The sequence below is a fragment of the Microcoleus sp. POL10_C6 genome, from assembly GCF_036701585.1.
Lineage (GTDB): Bacteria > Cyanobacteriota > Cyanobacteriia > Cyanobacteriales > Microcoleaceae > Microcoleus.
Map to the genome: position 1 here is coordinate 1 of NZ_JAUBRB010000042.1, position 18391 is coordinate 18391.

Annotated in this window: 17 protein-coding genes, 1 tRNA gene and 1 pseudogene; 13 read left to right on the forward strand and 6 right to left on the reverse strand. The window is 46.2% G+C overall.

The genetic code is table 11. The features are described 5' to 3' along the window. The first annotated feature begins 217 nt into the window (after nt 1–217). On the forward strand, nt 218–514 hold the full coding sequence (locus QUA34_RS21055; RefSeq protein WP_333389124.1) for an iron chelate uptake ABC transporter family permease subunit: 297 nt from the start codon (nt 218–220) through the stop codon (nt 512–514). A gap of 27 nt (nt 515–541) precedes the next feature. After that, nucleotides 542–940 carry an ABC transporter substrate-binding protein gene (locus tag QUA34_RS21060; RefSeq protein ID WP_333389125.1) on the forward strand — a complete coding sequence of 133 codons (399 nt, stop codon included), beginning with the start codon at nt 542–544 and terminating at the stop codon, nt 938–940. 512 nt (nt 941–1452) lie between these two features. Here QUA34_RS21060 and QUA34_RS21065 read toward each other — a convergent pair. Next, a complete protein-coding gene (locus tag QUA34_RS21065) occupies nt 1453–1818 on the reverse strand; it encodes a hypothetical protein (RefSeq protein ID WP_333389126.1) in 366 nt (121 codons plus the stop codon). Nucleotides 1819–2143: 325 nt separating this feature from the next. On the opposite strand from QUA34_RS21065, the gene QUA34_RS21070 reads away from it, so the two are divergent. The 3 genes from QUA34_RS21070 to QUA34_RS21080 all read left to right on the forward strand — a co-directional run bounded on the left by QUA34_RS21070 (nt 2144) and on the right by QUA34_RS21080 (nt 4603). Next, nucleotides 2144–2875 carry a response regulator gene (locus QUA34_RS21070; protein WP_333331384.1) on the forward strand — a complete coding sequence of 244 codons (732 nt, stop codon included), beginning with the start codon at nt 2144–2146 and terminating at the stop codon, nt 2873–2875. Nucleotides 2876–2881: 6 nt separating this feature from the next. Beyond that, the gene (locus QUA34_RS21075; protein ID WP_333389127.1) at nt 2882–3481 is read left to right on the forward strand and encodes an adenylate/guanylate cyclase domain-containing protein; all 600 of its coding nucleotides are present in this window, start codon (nt 2882–2884) and stop codon (nt 3479–3481) included. Nucleotides 3482–3667: 186 nt separating this feature from the next. Then, nucleotides 3668–4603: a fused MFS/spermidine synthase gene (locus tag QUA34_RS21080; RefSeq protein WP_333389128.1), complete on the forward strand. Its 936-nt coding sequence runs from the start codon at nt 3668–3670 to the stop codon at nt 4601–4603. A 306-nt stretch (nt 4604–4909) separates the two neighbouring features. On the opposite strand, the gene ccmS is transcribed toward QUA34_RS21080, so the two are convergent. From ccmS to QUA34_RS21105, 5 genes and pseudogenes are all read right to left on the reverse strand, one after another. After that, nucleotides 4910–5341, reverse strand: a complete 432-nt coding sequence (gene ccmS, locus QUA34_RS21085) for a beta-carboxysome assembly chaperone CcmS (protein WP_333389129.1) — start codon at nt 5339–5341, stop codon at nt 4910–4912. 162 nt (nt 5342–5503) lie between these two features. Next, a complete protein-coding gene (locus QUA34_RS21090) occupies nt 5504–7300 on the reverse strand; it encodes an ABC transporter ATP-binding protein (protein ID WP_333389130.1) in 1797 nt (598 codons plus the stop codon). Nucleotides 7301–7402: 102 nt separating this feature from the next. Further along, nucleotides 7403–7710 (reverse strand): annotated as a pseudogene (locus QUA34_RS21095) (RtcB family protein). 168 nt (nt 7711–7878) lie between these two features. After that, nucleotides 7879–9714, reverse strand: a complete 1836-nt coding sequence (locus tag QUA34_RS21100) for an APC family permease (RefSeq protein ID WP_333389131.1) — start codon at nt 9712–9714, stop codon at nt 7879–7881. 67 nt (nt 9715–9781) lie between these two features. Continuing rightward, entirely contained in the window at nt 9782–10621 is an 840-nt protein-coding gene (locus tag QUA34_RS21105; RefSeq protein ID WP_333389132.1) for a prephenate/arogenate dehydrogenase, read from the reverse strand. Nucleotides 10622–10659: 38 nt separating this feature from the next. Between QUA34_RS21105 and QUA34_RS21110 the strand changes: the two genes are divergently transcribed. The 8 genes from QUA34_RS21110 (at nt 10660) to QUA34_RS21145 (ending at nt 18316) form a co-directional block, all read left to right on the forward strand. After that, nucleotides 10660–12222 carry a pentapeptide repeat-containing protein gene (locus QUA34_RS21110; RefSeq protein ID WP_333389133.1) on the forward strand — a complete coding sequence of 521 codons (1563 nt, stop codon included), beginning with the start codon at nt 10660–10662 and terminating at the stop codon, nt 12220–12222. Between the two features lie 96 nt (nt 12223–12318). After that, the gene (locus tag QUA34_RS21115) at nt 12319–13881 is read left to right on the forward strand and encodes a pentapeptide repeat-containing protein (protein WP_333210420.1); all 1563 of its coding nucleotides are present in this window, start codon (nt 12319–12321) and stop codon (nt 13879–13881) included. Between the two features lie 79 nt (nt 13882–13960). Next, complete coding sequence (locus QUA34_RS21120; protein WP_333389134.1) at nt 13961–15490, forward strand: pentapeptide repeat-containing protein; 1530 nt, start codon at nt 13961–13963, stop codon at nt 15488–15490. A 22-nt stretch (nt 15491–15512) separates the two neighbouring features. Continuing rightward, nucleotides 15513–17021, forward strand: a complete 1509-nt coding sequence (locus tag QUA34_RS21125) for a helicase C-terminal domain-containing protein (RefSeq protein WP_333389135.1) — start codon at nt 15513–15515, stop codon at nt 17019–17021. A gap of 65 nt (nt 17022–17086) precedes the next feature. Next, nucleotides 17087–17299: a DUF2839 domain-containing protein gene (locus tag QUA34_RS21130; RefSeq protein WP_333063857.1), complete on the forward strand. Its 213-nt coding sequence runs from the start codon at nt 17087–17089 to the stop codon at nt 17297–17299. A gap of 125 nt (nt 17300–17424) precedes the next feature. Continuing rightward, nucleotides 17425–17496: transfer RNA gene (locus QUA34_RS21135), tRNA-Val, on the forward strand. A gap of 56 nt (nt 17497–17552) precedes the next feature. Continuing rightward, nucleotides 17553–17915, forward strand: coding sequence for a hypothetical protein (locus QUA34_RS21140; RefSeq protein WP_333332476.1), 363 nt, complete (start codon nt 17553–17555; stop codon nt 17913–17915). Beyond that, a complete protein-coding gene (locus tag QUA34_RS21145; RefSeq protein ID WP_333389136.1) occupies nt 17912–18316 on the forward strand; it encodes a putative toxin-antitoxin system toxin component, PIN family in 405 nt (134 codons plus the stop codon). Before QUA34_RS21140 ends, QUA34_RS21145 begins: the two co-directional genes overlap by 4 nt. The last annotated feature ends 75 nt before the right edge of the window (nt 18317–18391 follow it).

Sequence of the window (18391 nt, forward strand, 5' to 3'; positions counted from 1 at the left end):
AACTTATATTTAACTCTGCTTGAATATATCGTGAGCTCCTGTTCTTAGTTTGCGATCGATTATTCAGCAAACCCTAGTTAACGAGCGCGATCTATCCACAAACAGGAGAATATATGGTAAGTAACTAGCCGGATTGTCTCTTAGGAGTTTGGGCGATCGCGCAGGAATAACTCTGCAAAAAGGTTATTTATCTAAAAGCAAAGCGGTATAATATATTGTGAAAAAAATCTGGCTAAAATATCGAGTTTTTCAGGCAGTTGTATTCTTAGGATTGGGTTTGCTGTTAACCATCGCCCTTTCACTTTCTTTTGGTGCGGTGCCGATGAGTTCAGCTCAATTGTGGCAAGCATTTCTGCACCGAGGTGATGCTGTAAATCAAACTATTTTCTGGGAAGTGCGTTTGCACAGAGTGGCGGCAGCGCTGACAGTTGGTGCGGCGTTAGGAATGTCGGCAGCTTGGCTGCAAGGGCTGCTCCGCAACGGTTTAGCCGCTCCTTTTGTATTAGGGATTTAGGCGGGTGCGGGGTTAGTTGCGATTACCATGCTGACTTTGGGAATATTTCAAACTGGGATGGCTTTGGCGGCTTGGATAGGTGCTATTTTAACTTCGATGCTGGTCTACTTTTTGGGACAAACTAAAACGGGAATTTCTGTCGAACGTAGGGATTACCGCAGTCACTGCCGAACGCACCCTCCCAATTTGGAAAAAATCATCGCATTGAAACCGGATTTGGTAGGTGCGTCGGGGTTTCATGACGAAACAATGCAAAAATTGCAGCAGCTAGGAATTAAAACTTTACTCACTCAATTTGATAGCTGGAAATCTCTAGAAGAGTTAACAACAACTTTAGCTAAATCTCTCAATACCAATCTTGAACCTCTGTTAAAACGCTACCAAACATTTTTAGCAGACATCCCAAATCAAAGCCCCGCTACTTGAGTTTTGGTAAGCAGACAACCGATTTGATCACCCAATCAAAGCAGTTGGGCTGGAGATTTGCTGGGTAAGTTTAACGTGAAAAATGTCGCAGCCCAATTGCAAGGAGATAGCCACGTACAAGGCGACGTGACGCTTTCAGCGGAAAAGGTTTGAGAGGCTAATCCCGAAGTAATCATTATTGTCGATCGGGGAGAAGGAATTTTAGACCAATTTAAATCTGATTCATTTTGGAATCAACTAACAGCCACCAAAAATAATCGAGTTTACGTTTTTGACTATTATGGATTGGTCAACCCAGGTAGTATCGAAAATATTGAGCAAGCAACTGCTCAATTTAAACAAGTTCTAGCTAAAAAGTAGAGACCCGATTTTGAGAGATACAAAATCTATAAAAATCCTGCAACAAATTGACTACAATTTCTCTAAAAGTGAGAAAGCTAAAGGCATTCCCAAGCGCGCAGCGATCGGAAACCGGGTTTTTGAGCCTGACTCCCAATGCTGTCGGCTCGCCCTCAAGAAGCTAAATCCAGAGGTGGCAAACCGCGCAACTGTCGCAGCGAGTTGATACACATCTGACAGTCGCAGCCAAACAGCGCCACCGCGGCATCGCTTTCTTCTTCCGAAAAATCCAGCATCGCCACTTGTTCGTCAGCAGGTCGCTGCCAACTGATTGTTACTTTAGAATTAGCAGCAGCAGACTTGCCAGAAAGCCGCACGCAAGTCAGGCGCTGAGTGTGGGGCGATCGCACGCATTGGGGCGAATCAGCCGATTGAGCTGGTGTTTCGCCAATTTGAGCGGGATTTGCGATCGCGCTCAAAGACATCAGAGATCCAAACAGCGTCGGACTTACAAGTAAAGTGAGGAGCAATCGATTCATTTGTCGTGCTTAAGAACTTTAATGTATACATTAGCCGATTATCTGTTGCAATTCAACAAGGTGTTCGTCCGCTATCAGTACGATTTGCCGTTATTAAGGTTTAAAAGCCGAATATTTACCGTTTAAACTTTCAACAATTGTCCGGGTATTAGCAACCAGCATTTTCTGATAAGTATCACGTTCGCTCCCCATTTTAAGATTTGTTGCAATTTGAGTAAATTTAGGTCGCCAGTGATAACAAATTCATCCAAGGCGGGTAAACTGATTTCAGCAAGGGTTACTCGAAGCAGCGAACAAGTTTACCTCAGAAACCAGGTGGGGAGTGATGAGTACAGTTTTAGTGGTGGAAGATTCCCGCAGCCAGCGGGAGTGCATTTCACATCAGTTGAGGTGCAGCGGATTAAATGTAATTCAGGCATCTGACGGTGTGGAAGCGCTGGATAAAATTGAGAAAAATTGTCCTGATTTAGTATTATTAGATGTCATAATGCCCCGTCTGGACGGCTACGGGGTTTGTCGTTTAATTAAAGCTAATCCCGAAACTCGGAACATACCGGTGGTATTTTTAACAGGCAAGGGACAGCAGTTAGCTTTATTTGCGAGGTTCCAGGGCGATCGCGCCGAGGCTTATGTTAGCAAACCTTGGCAGCCGAGGGAACTTTTGGCAACGATCAAAAAAGTTTTGCTCAATGCCAATATTAAGTTCGATCGAGCTTCAGCCGACGCTTGGACAGAATACGGAATTTTAAACTTAAGTACAGTCGAACTGTATCAAAGCCATGCCGATGCTTGGACAAAATACAGCTCCCAAATTATTAAATTGTACGATTCCAGCTTAGCAGCTTTCGAGCAAGCTTTGGCAATTGAACCGAGTCACTCGAATGCAAACAAGTACCGCAACCGAGTCCAGACAATTCGGGGAATTTTGATGAAAAAATTAGAGCAAACTAAACCTTGCAAAGTCTGCGATTATTATTACGGTAAGGATGGCATCAATTGTGCAGTGCATCCGGCTGGCCGCCCTCAAGAACTGTGTCGCGATTGGGAATTTAATTAAAATAAAATGAAAACAAATAACCGCGCTAACTTGGAAAAGTTGCTGCAAGAAAGAAACGAACATCCCGAAAAAATGGCTGAAATTGATGAAAAGATTAATGCCACTTTCCGCAAAAATTACGCAATTTTAGTAATGGATATGTCGGGATTTTCCCGCACGACAGTCCGCTACGGAATCATTCATTTTTTGGCAATGATTCACCGGATGCACGGCATTGTCAAACCGATAATTTCAGAATACGGTGGCACTGTAGTTAAGGAGGAAGCAGACAATATTTTTGCAGTTTTTTCTGATGTAAAATCAGCGGTGGAAGCTGCAATCGACTCTTTGAAACAAACGGCGGCTGTCAACACAACACTGCCGCCGGAGATGGATATTTACCTCTGCATTGGTATTGGCTGTGGCGATGTTTTGATGCTGGAAGGAGAGGATATGTACGGATCGGAATTTAATCTGGCATCTAAGCTGGGAGAGGATTTGGCGGAACGCGGAGAGATTTTGCTTACCTCAGCAGCCTTTGAAAAGTTGGAAGGTGACAAGCAAGATTGGGAAAAAGTGGAACTTTCGGTTTCAGGTTTGGAATTGGTGGCGTACAAGCGGCTGTAATCGGGTGAATTTCTGTTGTCTTCTCGTTTTTCGCCATGCTGGAAAATGAGAACATGACTTGCCCCAGCCTTGAGTAGAAACCCGGTTTCTTCGCAGATATCGAGCGACTCGGCCATTTTGGTAGAAACCGGCTTGATGAGGCTATATTATTAGAGAATATAGAATTTAAATAAAATTTAAAATCAGATGATTGAGGAACACAAAACCTGGCAATCTATTAATTTATCCGCTATTCGACAGCGACTGGCTTGGCTGCAGCAACAGCCCGACAAAGTTATTTTTTGCAAAGAGTCTGGTGTCCACTATGTGGGAGTCACAAAAGATCGATCGCACATTAAGCTATCTTTAGTAGAAAAAGTAAATCGGCAAACAGATTTACTGCAATCTATTTTCGATCTCAACAATCCTTTACATCTAGTGTCTGAATATACTCAGGCGATGATGTTGGGTTTAGTGTGGCAAAGCCAACCTCAAAGAATCTACATAGCGGGATTTGGCGGCGGCAGAATTCCCTTAGTTTTGCACCACTATTTGCCGGAAACGGTTATAGAATGTGCGGATGTCGATCCGATCGCGATCGAAGCAGCTACAAAGTGTTTTGGAGTGCAGTTTGACGATCGGCTAACTGTAACAATTCAAGACGGCAGAGAGTATTTAGAGCAGCAAAAATCAGATTCTCAGTACGATATCATCATGATCGACGTAGCTTTTGGCAACGGCTACTTTCCGCACCGCCTCTCCACCAAAGAATTTTATCAAATCTGCGAAAAACACTTGTCAAGCGAGGGAGTTTTGCTAGCCAATCTGCTGCACAGAGATCAGTTTTATGCCGAAAAAATCACGACTTTTCAAAGTGTGTTTTCTCAGGTGTGCGTGTGTGTTTGCCAGGAAAGTAATAGCATTTTGATTGGTAGCAACAGCCAGATTTTGGAGAAAGATGAGATTGTTGCTAAGGCAAAATATTTGCAAGATAGCTATCAATTTTCATTTCCATTAACAGACAGATCACAGGAAGTAAAATTAGGTAGAGAATTGGCGGAAGCTATACCTAATTTAGACAAAGCTCAAATTTTGCATGACGATTCGCCGCCCGCTGGTTATTTTGATTGCTGGTTATTCTGATATTTATAATAAGTCCGGGTTTACTCTTTGTGGAACAGGCATCTTGCCTGTTACTGATACAATGTTGAGATCACCCAGGGATTGAAAGAGACTGCGGGATAAAATTGCTCTCAGAGTGCGATCGGATATAACTATCGACAATAGGGCAACGCAGGACACGGCATTGCCATTTCCCTACCTCAAGATAATCAATCTTCCTCGATAAGAGATATAACCATCGCCCGATTAATTGTAGGGAAACCGCACGGCGTCGTCTCCTGACTGTAGGGAGTATCAATTCCGATACCACCGGATTTGATATAACTCCTATTTCATATATTCAACCATCTGCTGTTCCAGCTTAGCCAACAATGTATCCACATCGGTTGCCGCTTCCTCAAAACAAACAGGAGGTTCAGGCTTAGGTTCAAAAAAAATTAACTTAATTTGACCTTCACCGATCGCCAAAATCGCCACTTCTGTCTCAGGTTTGTGAGCATTCAACACACCTACAACTTCCTGAATATGACTTTTTACTTGACGGTTCAACTCCTCAACCGCCTCTTTCTTACAATACACAAAACGCGCAGTTTCTGCAACATCAATTGCCAAAATCTCCTCGCTTTCCTCTCCCCTTTCCAGAAATAGCCCCCAAGCCAAAGCAGCCAATTCATTTTGATTAGCTTTCACGAATTTATCTAATTTGCGGCTCCAGCTATTTTCGTTGGGTTTGGACTCAGGGCTATCAAATAGAAACATTTTCTCTTCTTGCTTGTAGAAACTAATATTTTGCAGTCAGTTGTCAGTTAGCAGTTGGCGGTTGGCAGTTGGCTGTTGACTGTTGTCATTAGTTACCCATGCCCAATGGCCCATCCCCAATTACAAATTAGCAATTCCCAATTACCCAAAACCGCTGCGTTTCTATCTTATACCAGATTGCACACGCCAGAGCGCCGCATAAATTCCGTCCTGTTCGATCAGTTGTTCGTGCTGCCCCGATTCTACCACCAGCCCCTCTTCCATGACACAAATGCAATCGGCATTGCGGACAGTAGAAAGACGGTGGGCGATCGCAATTGTAGTGCGATTCTTGGTAATTCGTTCGAGCGATCGCTGAATTGCCGCCTCAGTCTCGTTATCCACCGCTGAAGTAGCTTCGTCAAGGATCAAAATCGGCGGATTCTTCAAAACAGCCCGTGCAATTGCAATTCGCTGCCGCTGCCCCCCCGACAATTTTTGACCGCGTTCCCCTACAATAGTGTTGTAACCGTCCGGCAATTGTACGATAAACTCGTGAGCCTCCGCAATTTTCGCAGCATTTACTATCTCTCGATTGCTGGCCTCAAAACTGCCGTAAGCAATATTTTCTGCCACCGTACCGTGAAACAAAAACACATCTTGACTCACCAATCCGATCGCTCTCCGCAAATCTTTTAAATTCAGGTTATTTAGTTCTATACCGTCGAGATAAATATTGCCGTGCTGTACCTCGTACAGCCTCAAGATTAGTTTCACCAGCGTACTTTTTCCCGAACCAGTAGCGCCAACAATCGCAGTAGTTTTTCCCGCAGGCAGAGTCAGAGAAAAATACTGCAAAATCGGCTTTCTTTGATTGTAAGAAAAAGTAACATTTTTAAATTCCAACTCACCCTTAATCGAACTAACAGGCCGCCGAATATCACCCGTATGAATTGCGATCGGAGTATCCAACAAATTCATCACCCGATTAGTAGAAGCCATGGCGCGCTGGTATTGATCCAGAGTATTTCCCAGGCGAGTCAGAGGCCACAGCAACCGCTGGGTCAAAAACACCAAAACGCTGTAAGTTCCCACAGACAACCGGCCCGCCACCACCTCCAAACCGCCCAGAAATAGTGTTGCAATAAACCCCAAGAAAATCACAACCCGAATCAGCGGAATAAAAGCTGCCGAAAGTACGATCGCCCGTCGGTTGCTTTGGCGGTAAGCTTGGCTTTGTGCTTCGATGCGCTGAATTTCATAATCTTCGGAAGTAAAACTTTTAATAGTAGTAATTCCCATCAAATTATTCGACAGTTGTCCGTTCAGAAAACTCACCTTTTCCCGCACGTCAGCATAGAAAGGAGCAAGGCGATTTTGAAAGGCGATCGAACCCCAAATAATAAAAGGTATCGGCAGCATTGACAGCCCAGCAACACCAGGAGAGGCAGCAAAAAAAGCCGCGCCAATCACAACAACAGTGGTAATTACCTGAATCACCTCATTAGCACCGTCGTCCAAAAAACGTTCGAGTTGATTGATATCATCATTGAGAATAGAAATCAAACCGCCAGTGCTGCGTTCTTCAAAATAAGCTAATTCTAATTCCTGCAAATGGCTGTAAGCTTCCAGACGCAAATCGTGTTCAATATCCTGAGCCAAATTGCGCCACAAATAATCATAGGCATATTCAAAAACAGATTCCAAGGTCCAAACAATCAAACTCACAAAAGTAATAATTGCCAGTTGCCAAAAGACATCTTTTATGCCCCACTGAGCGAGGATAGAATCTTGCTGTTTCACCACCACATCAACGGCAATACCGATTAATGCTGGTGGCGCTAAATCAAAGAATTTATTCAGCAGCGAACAGATACTTGCCAGCCAAGCTTTCAGGCGGTAACGGCGGCCGTACTTCAGCAGCCGCTTTAGGGGATGGACAGGTTTTAATGGATTTGGTGATGCTTGAGAATCATTCATAGGGCATGGGGAATGGGAAATAGGGCCGAGAATTAAAAATTAGTAGGGTGCTCGGCGCGCACCTTACCCTTGTTTAATTTTTAATTCTCAAATGCCCGGTTCCTAGGCTTTAAACGTTAACACTGGCTTCATTTTAGCGACTACACCAACTATTTGCGCCTCAACCTGAACGTCAATTACTGGTTGAATTGGCTTGTAAGCGGCCGGTGCTTCTTCGATTCTGCGTTCTTCGCGCCCGGTAATGCAATCTACGCCAGTTAATCCCAAAGCGCAGTCAGTTTTGTCAACACCTTTGCGACTCATATCGAAGCGCGATCGCGCTCTGCCGGCACCGTGAGAGGCCGCAAAAATCGCTCGTTCCCCGAACCAACCAGCAAATAAGACGGCGCGCCCATCGAACCCGGTACAATTACAGGCTGACCAGAATGTGCGGGACAAGCGCCTTTGCCAGTTACCCAGCCGACACCTTCAGCTCAGGTAATATTGTGAGGCAAATCGTATACTAAGGGAGCTTCGACATCCCCGAAAACTTGCCAGCGCAGAAGTTCTGCTAGCAGCAAACGGTTGCCCCTCCCCACTTAAAGATAATACCTAACCGTCGTCACCACCCGACTTTTTTTAGCCCGCAAAGTCGCTTTCAAAAAGAAAGCAGTTTGATTGTGCAGCAGTCCCTCCCACCAATTTCGCGTCACAAAAGCCGGAATTATCAGCGTTAAATAAACTCCCGGTCGCTGCTCTTCAAACAAAGTCAAAAAGTGCGTCAAAGCCGAACTCACAGAACGGTAAGGCGAGTCCAGAATTTCCAAAGGAATATCTGACTGCAAATCTTTCCAAGCTAATTGTAATTTTTCTCGATCGGTCAAACCAATATCGACGTGAACTGCCACAACTTCATCAGCAATTAAACGAGCGTAATCGAGGGCCTCGAAAGTTCCCCGGTGCAACTGCCCGACTAACACCACTGCCGGATGTGTCACCGTCTTAACTCTAGGTCTGCGAAGATAAGACCTCGGTTCTATTCCCTGAATGCTCAAGCGAGCCGCTACATAGCGATAGTGCCGGTGAATAGCTAAAAATAGACTGACTACGATCGGGATAGTTACTACGACAACCCAAGCTCCCAAAAGGAATTTTGTAGCGAGAATTACAGCCAAAACTCCCGTTGTTGCCACTGCACCAATACCGTTCATCACAGCACTAACTTGCCAACCTTTACCTCGTTCCTTAAACCAGTGAATTACCATTCCCGATTGGGAGAGAGTAAAAGAAGTGAAAACTCCCACCGCATACAGGGGAAGCACCGCACTTGTATTGCCTCGAAAGATGATAATTAAAAGAGCAGCGCAGAAGCTTAGCAGATTAATGCCATTAGAATAAACCAGGCGATCGCCCAACAGCGACAATTGCCTCGGCAAAAACCCGTCCCGGGCCAAAAAATAACAAAGTCGCGGAAAATCCGCATAACTCGTATTCGCCGCCAACAGCAAAATCAACAGAGTAGCTGCCTGCAAATAGTAATAAAATATACCGACACCAAAAATCTGTTTTCCCAACACAGAAAGGAGCGTTTCATGTTCTGTAGGAATCACCTGATAAATATGAGCCAAGTAACTAATTCCCAAAAACATTGCTCCCAGAATTCCCCCCATATAGCTCAAAGTCAGGCGCGCATTTTTCCATTCAGGAGGCTTAAAAGCCAACACGCCGTCTGATATGGCTTCAACTCCAGTCAGGGCTGTACAGCCCGCCGCAAAAGCCCGCGCCAGCAGAAATAATCCCAAAGGTTCCTTAGCTGGAATATTTTGTAATGTCGGCATAACATTACCTGTTGCCTGTTGGAATAAACCGCAGCCAATCAAAACAAAAATGCCAACGAGAAACGCATAGGTGGGAACCATAAATATATTTCCCGATTCCCGCAATCCCCTGAGATTGGCAAACATGATTAGGACAATAAAAACTAAGCACAGTTCAACTGTGTAGGGGTGCAGCGAGGGAACTGCTGAAGTCAAGGCCGCCACCCCAGCCGAAATACTGACAGTTACAGTTAAAATGTAATCAATCATCAGTGAAGCTGCGGCGATCAAACCAGGATAAATACCTAAATTTTCTCGGGCCACAATGTAAGCACCACCGCCGTTGGGGTACGCTTTAATTGTCTGTCGGTAAGACAGCGCCACGATCGCCAACAGTAAAATAATAATGCCAGAAATAGGCAGCGATAAACTCAAACTACTACTCCCTGCTAGTAACAGCACCAGCAGAGTTTCTTGAGTAGCGTAGGCAACAGATGAAAGTGCATCGGAAGCCAGAACCGCTAGTCCTGTAGCGTTGCTCAACCGTTCATGAATAGATGCGCTAGTGGGGAGAGATTCACCTAGTAAAAATCGCTTGAGTCGAGAATAAGTGTACATTGAAACTCAATATATAGGCATCCACAAATCATAATCTAGACGAGGACTGTTTTAAGTAATATTTGGCTCACAAGTTGTAATTCTCTCTCGCTTGTTGAGTCAGCTTCAGCTTGTGTTCGAGAGCTTGCCAATTTTGAGCTTCGATATCAGTGATGAACTCGTCGAGACTGTCGCGGTAAATAGAGAGCGATCGCAACAATTCCTCTCGATTGTACTTTGCCACCATCACTCCCAGTTCGGGATTGCCACCCCCCACCCGGCTCGTATCCCGAAAACCCGAACTCGCCAAATGTTGGGCTAAATTAACAATATCCCGATCGCCCTCTCGATCGCAGGCAGCAACCAGCGTCGCGCTCGCCATGAGCGGCAAATGAGAAATCCAAGCCACAGCTCGATCGTGCTTGATCGGCTCACATCGGTAAACTTTAGCACCCAGCAACCGCGCAATTTCCTCAACCTTATCCACCGCAAACGTCGGCGTCTGGGCAGTCGGCGTCACCACATAAGGCCGGCCCACAAACAAATCCGGTATCGCCGCCTCAATCCCGCTTTCAGCAGTCCCCGCCATCGGGTGTCCCCCCACAAAATTCGGCCACAGAGAAGACACAGCCTGCACTATGGGTGTTTTTACGGAACCGACATCGGTTACAATAGTATCAGGGGAAAGATAGGGCACCAACTCTCGGACGATCGGCTCGATCAACCCCAGTGGCGTGCAAATAAAAACCACATCGGCTGCTGCCATCAGAGACAGGTTTATGCTGGCTTCATTGACAACACCGCGAGCTTGCGCCCGATCGCAAGTCTGCTGCCGACTCGAAACCCCAAAAACATTAAACCCGCGCGATCGCAAATCCAGCCCGATCGAGCCACCAATTAAACCCAGTCCTACAATACCGATATTCATAGCAATAAAATGGGGATATTTGATACGGTGCCGCCCCCATGACAGTCGAGGAACTCCTAAAAAAATATGCCGCCGGAGAAAGAAACTTTGCCGGAATCAACCTGACTGAGGCCAACCTCAGCGGCGTCAACTTGAGCGGAGCCAACCTCAAGGGTGCGAATCTGAGTGTAGCAAACCTAAGCGGAGCAAACCTCAGCAAAACCAACCTCACAGGTGCCAAACTCAACATCGCCAGACTCAGTGGCGCCCATCTAGGTGGCGCCGACCTCACCGACGCCGACCTCAACGTCGCTTATCTAGTGCGAGTTGACCTCAAAAAAGCCATACTCATAGGAGCGAAACTGATCAGAGCCGAGCTGATTCGAGCCGAACTCAGCGGCGCAAACCTCAGCGGCGCAAACCTCAGCGGCGCAACCCTCACCGAAGCCACCCTTCGAGGAGCCAACCTCGCTCAAGCCAACCTTCGAGGCGCTCACCTCAGCGGCGCGTGCTTGACAGAAGCCAACCTCGAACAAGCCAACCTGCAAGGAGCCGACCTTAGCCGAGCCGACCTCAGCGGCGCAGACTTGCGAGGCACAGAACTGAGACAAGCCAACCTCACTCAAGCCGTACTCAGCGGCGCCGACCTCAGCGGCGTCAATTTGCGCTGGGCCATCCTCAGCGGCTGCAATCTCCGCTGGGCCGACCTCAGCGAAGCCAAATTGAGCGGTGCCGACCTCAGCCGAGCCGACCTCTGCCACGCCAACTTGCTGAATGCCAGCTTAGTTCACGCCGACCTGACAAATGCCTATCTGATCCGCGCCGACTGGATTGGAGCCGACTTAACCGGAGCCACCTTAACCGGAGCAAAACTTCACGCAGTTTCGCGGCTGGGCATCAAAACCGAAGGCATGACCTGCAAGTGGGTTGATCTTAGCCCCAACGGCGACCACAGCCAAATTTACTGGTTGAACTCGGGAGGAACCCACGAATTTTTTCATGAAACCTTGCCCACAGTTCGGATTGTAATTGACTCGCCCTTAGACCAAGGCGCTCATTTTGCACTAGCTGCAACTTATTACCAAATTGCCCAACAATACCCGAGTTTAAGTCAGCCTCCCACGATCGAAGTCAGCTCCAGGCGCACCGTACTCGCCTTTAAAATGGACAGCGACGATAAATTATTTGCCACCGCTTACGTTGCCATCATTCCTTTTAACGACGCTGCCATAACTCAAAAAAACCTAATAGCTTTGATGAAAATGATTCAATCCCACGATGCAGGCAAACTTAACGTCAAAGAATCTAAACACGTCCAGTTATGCAGCAAAGCTCTCAACCAAGCTATCAGCAAAGTAGACCAAATCAAAATTTCCAGTTCTTTTCCAAAAATCGGTGAAAGCATCAATTTCTTTCAAATTCCAACACAGATGAGCTTAATTAATTCCCGCGATCAAAGACTCAGCGTGTATCACCACCCAGGCTTCGGCAAGCGCCTGATTAAAAAATACGAGCAAAGTAACTCACCATCGGGTAAGTTAGCTGAAAGCACAAAATTGGCTCAAGCTAATATCACTACCATTTTGGATTTTATAAAAGGCTTCCACAATATAGATGTCTAGGCATATTGCATCAAGTTACAAAAAATGCTTATTCTAGTTTAAAGGTTGGGACAATAAAGCTTTGTTCTAGCTAAGACATCAGGGAAATTGAAAAGCATGGATGCCGAAGAACTCATCACCAAATATGCAGCAGGAGAAAGAGATTTTACTGCCATCCTCCTTTGCGAGGCAAATCTCAGCAGGATCGATCTCAGCGGGGCTAATTTCAGTGAGGCAATCTTGAGCCTCACCAACATGAGCGGCACCAATTTGTCAAACGCCAACATGAGAAAAGCCAAACTTAATGTTGCCAGACTCAGCGGTGCTAATCTCCACAAAGCCAACCTCAGCGGCGCTATCCTCAACGTGGCCAACTTGATTAGAGCCGACCTCAGCGAAGCCCAACTCGTTGAAGCTACACTGATCAGATCCGAACTGATTCGAGCAAACCTCAGCAGTGCTAACTTGACCGGTGCAAATCTCAGCGAAGCAGATTTGAGAGAAGCAACCCTCAGAGAAGCCAATCTAGAGCAAGCCGACCTCAGCGGGGCTCACCTGAGAGGCGCTTTTCTAACAGCGGCCAACTTGGAACGGGCCAACTTGCACAGAGCCGACCTCAGCAGAGCAGACTTGCGAGGAGTCAACCTCTGCAATGCCGAACTCAGACAAGCTAATCTGTCTCAGGCAAACCTTAGCGGCGCTGACTTGCGAGGCGCTAATCTCCGGTGGGCTGACCTCAGCGGGGCGAACCTGACCGGCGCTGACCTCGATGAAGCGAGATTGAGCGGGGCAAACTTGTACGGAGCAAATTTAAGCAATGTCAATCTGTTGAACGCTACTTTGGTACACGCGGATTTGACCCAAGCTAATTTGATTCACGCTGATTGGGTGGGCGCAGATTTGACGGGGGCGGCCCTGACGGGGGCAAAAATTTACGCGGTTTCTAGGTTTGATGTGAAAGCAGATGACATTACCTGCGATTGGGTTGACCTCAGTCCTAACGGTGATCGCAGCCACATTCAGCGCTTTACCCCTGAAGAATCTCAAAGGTTTTTCAATGCTACACCACCGACAGTTCAAATTATTGTCGATCGACCCCTCGACCCCGATGCTAACTTTGTCCTTGCAGCTACCTACCGCCAAATTGCCCGTCAATACCCTGCTTTGAATCATCCTCCCAGTATCGAAGTTAATTCCAGACGCACAATCATATCATTTAAAATAGAGCAGGACGAGCAACTATTTCCCACAGCTTTCGTTGCGATTGTTCCCTTTAGTGATGCAGCATTTACTCAGAAAAATTTGATTACTTTGATCAAGATGATTCAACCCCAAAGTGGTAATAACCTGGGCGTCAGAGTCTCAAATATGGTAGTGCAATTAAACGTAGCCCTGACCAAAACAATGAGAAAAATAGGGGAAATGAAAATTCAGCCGATTCGCCTCGATCGCGAACCGATGTCAACTTTTTTCCAATCACCTACCCAAACTGTACTGGCTAACTCCAGCGCCGAAACTTTGATGATTCACTATCACCCAGATTTTGGCAGAAACTTGACAAATTTACCGGGAGTCAACAAAACCTCTATCAGTCCTGCAATTAAAGCCCAAAGATTTACCACCCCGCCGCTAAATACGGTCATTGAGTTTGTCAAAAGCTTTTATCAGCTCGGTGAGTAAATACTATAATTTAATTTGATATTATTTCTATTTATGCCATATAAAAGTTAGCCGATCGCCATTTTATTCAGGTAAACAAATGGAAGCTGAAGAACTGCTCAAACGATTTGCAATCGTCAAAAGATACACTGAAGGCGACAGAGATTTCACAGGAATCAACCTGAATGAAGCTAATCTCAGCCGCATCAACCTCAGCCAATCAATTCTAAAGGGGGCTAGCTTATTTGTCACCAACCTCAGCGGTGCTAACTTGAGCGAAGCTAACTTGAGCGAAGCTAACCTGAATGTGGCTAGACTCAGCAGCACCAACCTCTCGCGGGCAATCTTAAACGGGGCTACTCTCAACGTAGCAAACTTAGTGAGAGCCGATTTAAGTGCAGCTCAATTAATCAGAGCATCCCTAATTAGAAGCGAATTAGTCCGCTGCGAACTCAGCAAAACTAACTTCAGCGGCGCTAACCTGACTGAAGCAGATTTAAGAGAGGTAAAACTCACGGAAGCTAACCTGTCCGGTGCTAACCTGTCCGGTGCAAATCTCAGGGGTGCTTCGGCTGCTTCAGCTAACTTTCAAGAAGCTAACTTACACGGCGCAGATTTGACGAAAGCAGAACTTAGCGGCGTCAATTTGATCAATGCCGATATGAGACAAGCTTCTTTGCAACAGGTGAATCTCAGCAGTGCCAATTTGAGCGGAGCTAACCTCAAATGGGCTGATTTGACGGGAGCTAACCTCAACGGGGCAGATCTGAGCTGTGCTAAATTGAGCGGAGCTAACCTTAACGGAGCAGATTTAAGAAATACTAATTTAGGAAGTGCTAGTTTCGTTCACGCTGATTTGACAGAAACAAATTTGATTAATGCCGATTGGGTGGGCGCTGATTTGAGGGGAGCAACTTTAACAGGAGCAAAACTGTATTTGGTTCCTCGATGTGGTATCATTTCAGATGATATTACTTGCCAGTGGATTGACCTCAGCCCCGCAGGCGATCGCACTCAGATTCAACAATTTAATTCGCCGTCAGAATCGATAAAATTTTTAAATCACACGCCTGGGTTAGTGCAAATTGGGGTTGACGCACTTTTAGACTACTCAGCAAACAGCACTTTAGCAACAGTTTACAGCGAAATAGCTCGGCATTACCGGGCCATGAATTTTCCTCCTAATATTGAAGTCGGCTACCGCCGCACAACTCTAACTTTTAGATTTGAGAGCGATGAGCATTTATTGCCAGCAGCTTTTTTAGCGATTCTTCCTTTTAAGGATGCTGTACAAACTCAGAGAAATATTATGGATATTGGTAAAAATATTGAAACTCAAAATTTAGATGAGAAACGAATAGTGCAGTTGCGTAAAGCATTGACTAAAGCTACAAATCAGTTAAATGAGTTGATAAAATTGCTCTCTAATATATCACGGCTTAGTCAACCAACAAAGTTTTTTGATTCACCTACCCAAACTATTTTAATTAGTTCGGGACAGGAGAGTTTGATGGTGAATTCTCACGGGAATTTTGGGAAGGGAGGTGCAAGTCATCAGCCGAGTAAATTCTGTTTGCCTCTCGGTCAAAAATTAGTTGATTTTCTGGCCAGTTTTGATTATCTTGAGTGAGAAATGTCAATTTTAAAACCCATTGATTGAGGTAGAAGTCCACAACTCATTGCTCCGCTTCCTGCGATCGAACTCCGAGCCGCACTGGCCACACCATTTAACGATGGCGCGGCTCGTGGCGCGGGCTTTGCGCTTGGGGCGCAGCGCTCTGATCCAAACGGGGCTTCCTGCTGGAGCTTACCGACAGCGGTATCGAGTCAGCTATTTGATGCCGATTTTGATGTGGCCGGAGCCTGTGATTTTAGTGGCGCCGACACCGCTGATTGAGCATTTGAGAGCAGTGGAAATTCCGCGTTTGCAAGAGTGGCTGCAAACAGAGGGGTCGATCGAGACTTATTCCGATCGTGCCACTGGACGAGGCTTGATGCTAGCAGATCCCGAGTCTTGGCTGGCGGCTCGCTTGGCGGGGAATTCGGAACTGCACAGGAATATTCCGACAATTATCGACGGTGTGGATGACTTGGAAGTTTGGACGCGCCAGCAATTGACGGCGGGTTTGCAACCGGCTGACTGGAACGATTTAATGCAATCTCAGCCTTTGGAAGCCGATGCCATCCTCCAAGGGCGGGTACTGCTAACGCGGGCTTTCTTTCAGCATCCGGCGAAACCAGAGGAGTGCTATTTGCTGGAAACGGCAGAGCAAAATATTTTGCAGGGGCTGTTTGAAAAAATCCAGCCAAACCCCCTAATTCCGGCTGCTTGGAGCAATTTTTGGCAGCGGTGGGAAACAAACGGAAAACTGCGGTGGGCGGAAATTAATCGGGAGGCTGGCTCATTTTCTCTGTACTGCGCGCCGGTGCAGGTGGGGGAGGTTTTGAGCAAAATTTGGGACGATCAGCCCGTGGTGTTGATTGGTGGGGCGGTGGATGTGGAACCGAAGGCTCCGATTTTCCGGGAAATGCTGGGACTTCCAGAATTGACGAGCGTTAAGTTTTCGCCCGATCGACAAAGCGAATTAATTCAACTGTACATTCCCAACTGGCTGCCGCTGCCAAATACGCCGGAATTTCAGGGTGTTTTAATTGAAGAAATTCGGACTTTGCTGTTGATGAGCGCGTCGGTGGCGGGTTTAACGGTGCTGATTGTTGGTGATGTACCGCTGAAGGCTCGGCTGGCGGCGATTTTGGCTTCTGAGTTCGGTTCTAGGGTGCAGGTAGAAAAAACAGATGTGGGCGAGAATGCGATTTTGGTGACTGGGTGGGAGTTTTGGCGGGAACATCAGGGGGAATTGAGAGCGCCTCATTTGCTGGCGATCGCAACTTTGCCGCTACCTTCTTTGGAGAATCCTTTGGTGACGGCGCGTGTGGCTTATTATAAGGAACGGCGCAAGGATTGGTTTCGGTTGTATTTGCTGCCGGCGGCGCTGAATGAGTTGCAGCGGGCGATCGCGCCGGTGCGAGAACGTCAAGGGGTGGTGGCGATTTTCGACAGCAGGGTGATTCACCGCAGTTACGGACAGCAGGTTTTAGCGGCTTTGAGTCCTTTTGCGAGGATTGATTATTTGGATACGACTTGGCTGACGCAGGCTTGAGATGACGTGTTGGCGTATAATTTGGTTAGGTATCCAGTTGAAATCTAATTTAGTAGACAAAGATTATGGGTGAAGCTAAGCGTCGCAAAGAGTCGATCGGCGACGAATACGGTAAAGAAGAACGCATCGTTCCCTGGCTGCCAATCACGAAAACCCAAAGCGAAGATTTTGTGAAGTGGACAAGTCGCGGAAGCTGGATGGGGATTAGTCTTTTGGTGGCTTGGTGGATTGTAGTGCGGTTTGTCGGCCCGTCGGCGGGTTGGTGGCAGGTTAACTGATGCCAGACTCGACAAATGCCTGTATTCTTGGCATTGTGTCGAGTTTAACTCGGAAACAAGCGGCTGAATTTTTCGGAAAAATTTAGTTGCGAAGTTCGACTTAGTATGGTATATTAATTATCTGCGGGCAATTAGCACAGTGGTAGCGCACTTCCTTCACACGGAAGGGGTCACTGGTTCAAATCCAGTATTGCCCATTCAAAATTTTAAGGTGACTCATTTAGGCGATCGCAGGAATAGAGGTAACTTTACGATGCAAATAATTCTGAACTCAGAACAAGAAAAGTTATTGCAACAACAGTTAGAGACAGGGAAATATACAACCCCGGATCAGGTAATTACTGATGCTTTAAAAGCTTTGTCAGAAAAACAGCATCTTAATCAACCTCGGCAAGTAGTAACGATTCTTTCAGGAAAACCTGCACAAGATTTACTTGCAGAAAAAATTAAAATCAGCCGAGAACTTAAGAATAATTATCAGCCCGATCCGCACAGACAAGCTTTAGCTGAAACTTTTAGCAACTTATGTGAAGAAACCCAGGCTTTACACGCGGAGCATCCTTTAACTGATGAAGAAATTGCCGAAGAAATTGCAGCTTATCGGAGAGGAGAATGAGAGTTGTTATAGATACTAATATTTTAGTATCTGCGGCGATTGCTGGAAGAAAACCAGCATCTGTTATTACCTGGGTTATCAATCAACCTGATTATGAATGGATAGTGTCAGAAGAAATTTTAGGAGAGTATCAGGAGGTATTAAGTAGACGAAAACTAAAATTAACAGATGATCAGAAAGAAAGATGGTTGAATTTGATTCAAGGTTCCACCCAACTCATTGATGTCTCTATAGAAATTGATTTTCCTAGAGATCAAAAAGATGCTAAGTTTATTGCTTGTGCACTCTCTGCTAATGCTGATTTTTTAATTACAGGCGATCGCGATTTTACTGAAGTTCAGAGTTTAGAAAATACGTTAATTATTTCTGTTTCTATGTTTGCACAATTGATTATGAATTAGACACTGTTCAAGAAGGCCAAAATTGCCATAGCTTGCCGGCAGGGGCCCGATCGCCCAAAGCACCACTTTATACTA

What these genes read in the sequence shown, in the direction of transcription:
- QUA34_RS21065 (WP_333389126.1), bottom strand. Translation starts at nt 1,818, where the DNA reads ATGAATCGATTGCTCCTCACTTTACTTGTAAGTCCGACGCTGTTTGGA.
- QUA34_RS21090 (WP_333389130.1), bottom strand. Translation starts at nt 7,300, where the DNA reads ATGAATGATTCTCAAGCATCACCAAATCCATTAAAACCTGTCCATCCC.
- ccmS (WP_333389129.1), bottom strand. Translation starts at nt 5,341, where the DNA reads ATGTTTCTATTTGATAGCCCTGAGTCCAAACCCAACGAAAATAGCTGG.
- QUA34_RS21070 (WP_333331384.1), top strand. Translation starts at nt 2,144, where the DNA reads ATGAGTACAGTTTTAGTGGTGGAAGATTCCCGCAGCCAGCGGGAGTGC.
- QUA34_RS21080 (WP_333389128.1), top strand. Translation starts at nt 3,668, where the DNA reads ATGATTGAGGAACACAAAACCTGGCAATCTATTAATTTATCCGCTATT.
- QUA34_RS21120 (WP_333389134.1), top strand. Translation starts at nt 13,961, where the DNA reads ATGGAAGCTGAAGAACTGCTCAAACGATTTGCAATCGTCAAAAGATAC.
- QUA34_RS21110 (WP_333389133.1), top strand. Translation starts at nt 10,660, where the DNA reads ATGACAGTCGAGGAACTCCTAAAAAAATATGCCGCCGGAGAAAGAAAC.
- QUA34_RS21130 (WP_333063857.1), top strand. Translation starts at nt 17,087, where the DNA reads ATGGGTGAAGCTAAGCGTCGCAAAGAGTCGATCGGCGACGAATACGGT.
- QUA34_RS21145 (WP_333389136.1), top strand. Translation starts at nt 17,912, where the DNA reads ATGAGAGTTGTTATAGATACTAATATTTTAGTATCTGCGGCGATTGCT.
- QUA34_RS21100 (WP_333389131.1), bottom strand. Translation starts at nt 9,714, where the DNA reads ATGTACACTTATTCTCGACTCAAGCGATTTTTACTAGGTGAATCTCTC.
- QUA34_RS21060 (WP_333389125.1), top strand. Translation starts at nt 542, where the DNA reads ATGCTGACTTTGGGAATATTTCAAACTGGGATGGCTTTGGCGGCTTGG.
- QUA34_RS21140 (WP_333332476.1), top strand. Translation starts at nt 17,553, where the DNA reads ATGCAAATAATTCTGAACTCAGAACAAGAAAAGTTATTGCAACAACAG.
- QUA34_RS21075 (WP_333389127.1), top strand. Translation starts at nt 2,882, where the DNA reads ATGAAAACAAATAACCGCGCTAACTTGGAAAAGTTGCTGCAAGAAAGA.
- QUA34_RS21115 (WP_333210420.1), top strand. Translation starts at nt 12,319, where the DNA reads ATGGATGCCGAAGAACTCATCACCAAATATGCAGCAGGAGAAAGAGAT.
- QUA34_RS21105 (WP_333389132.1), bottom strand. Translation starts at nt 10,621, where the DNA reads ATGAATATCGGTATTGTAGGACTGGGTTTAATTGGTGGCTCGATCGGG.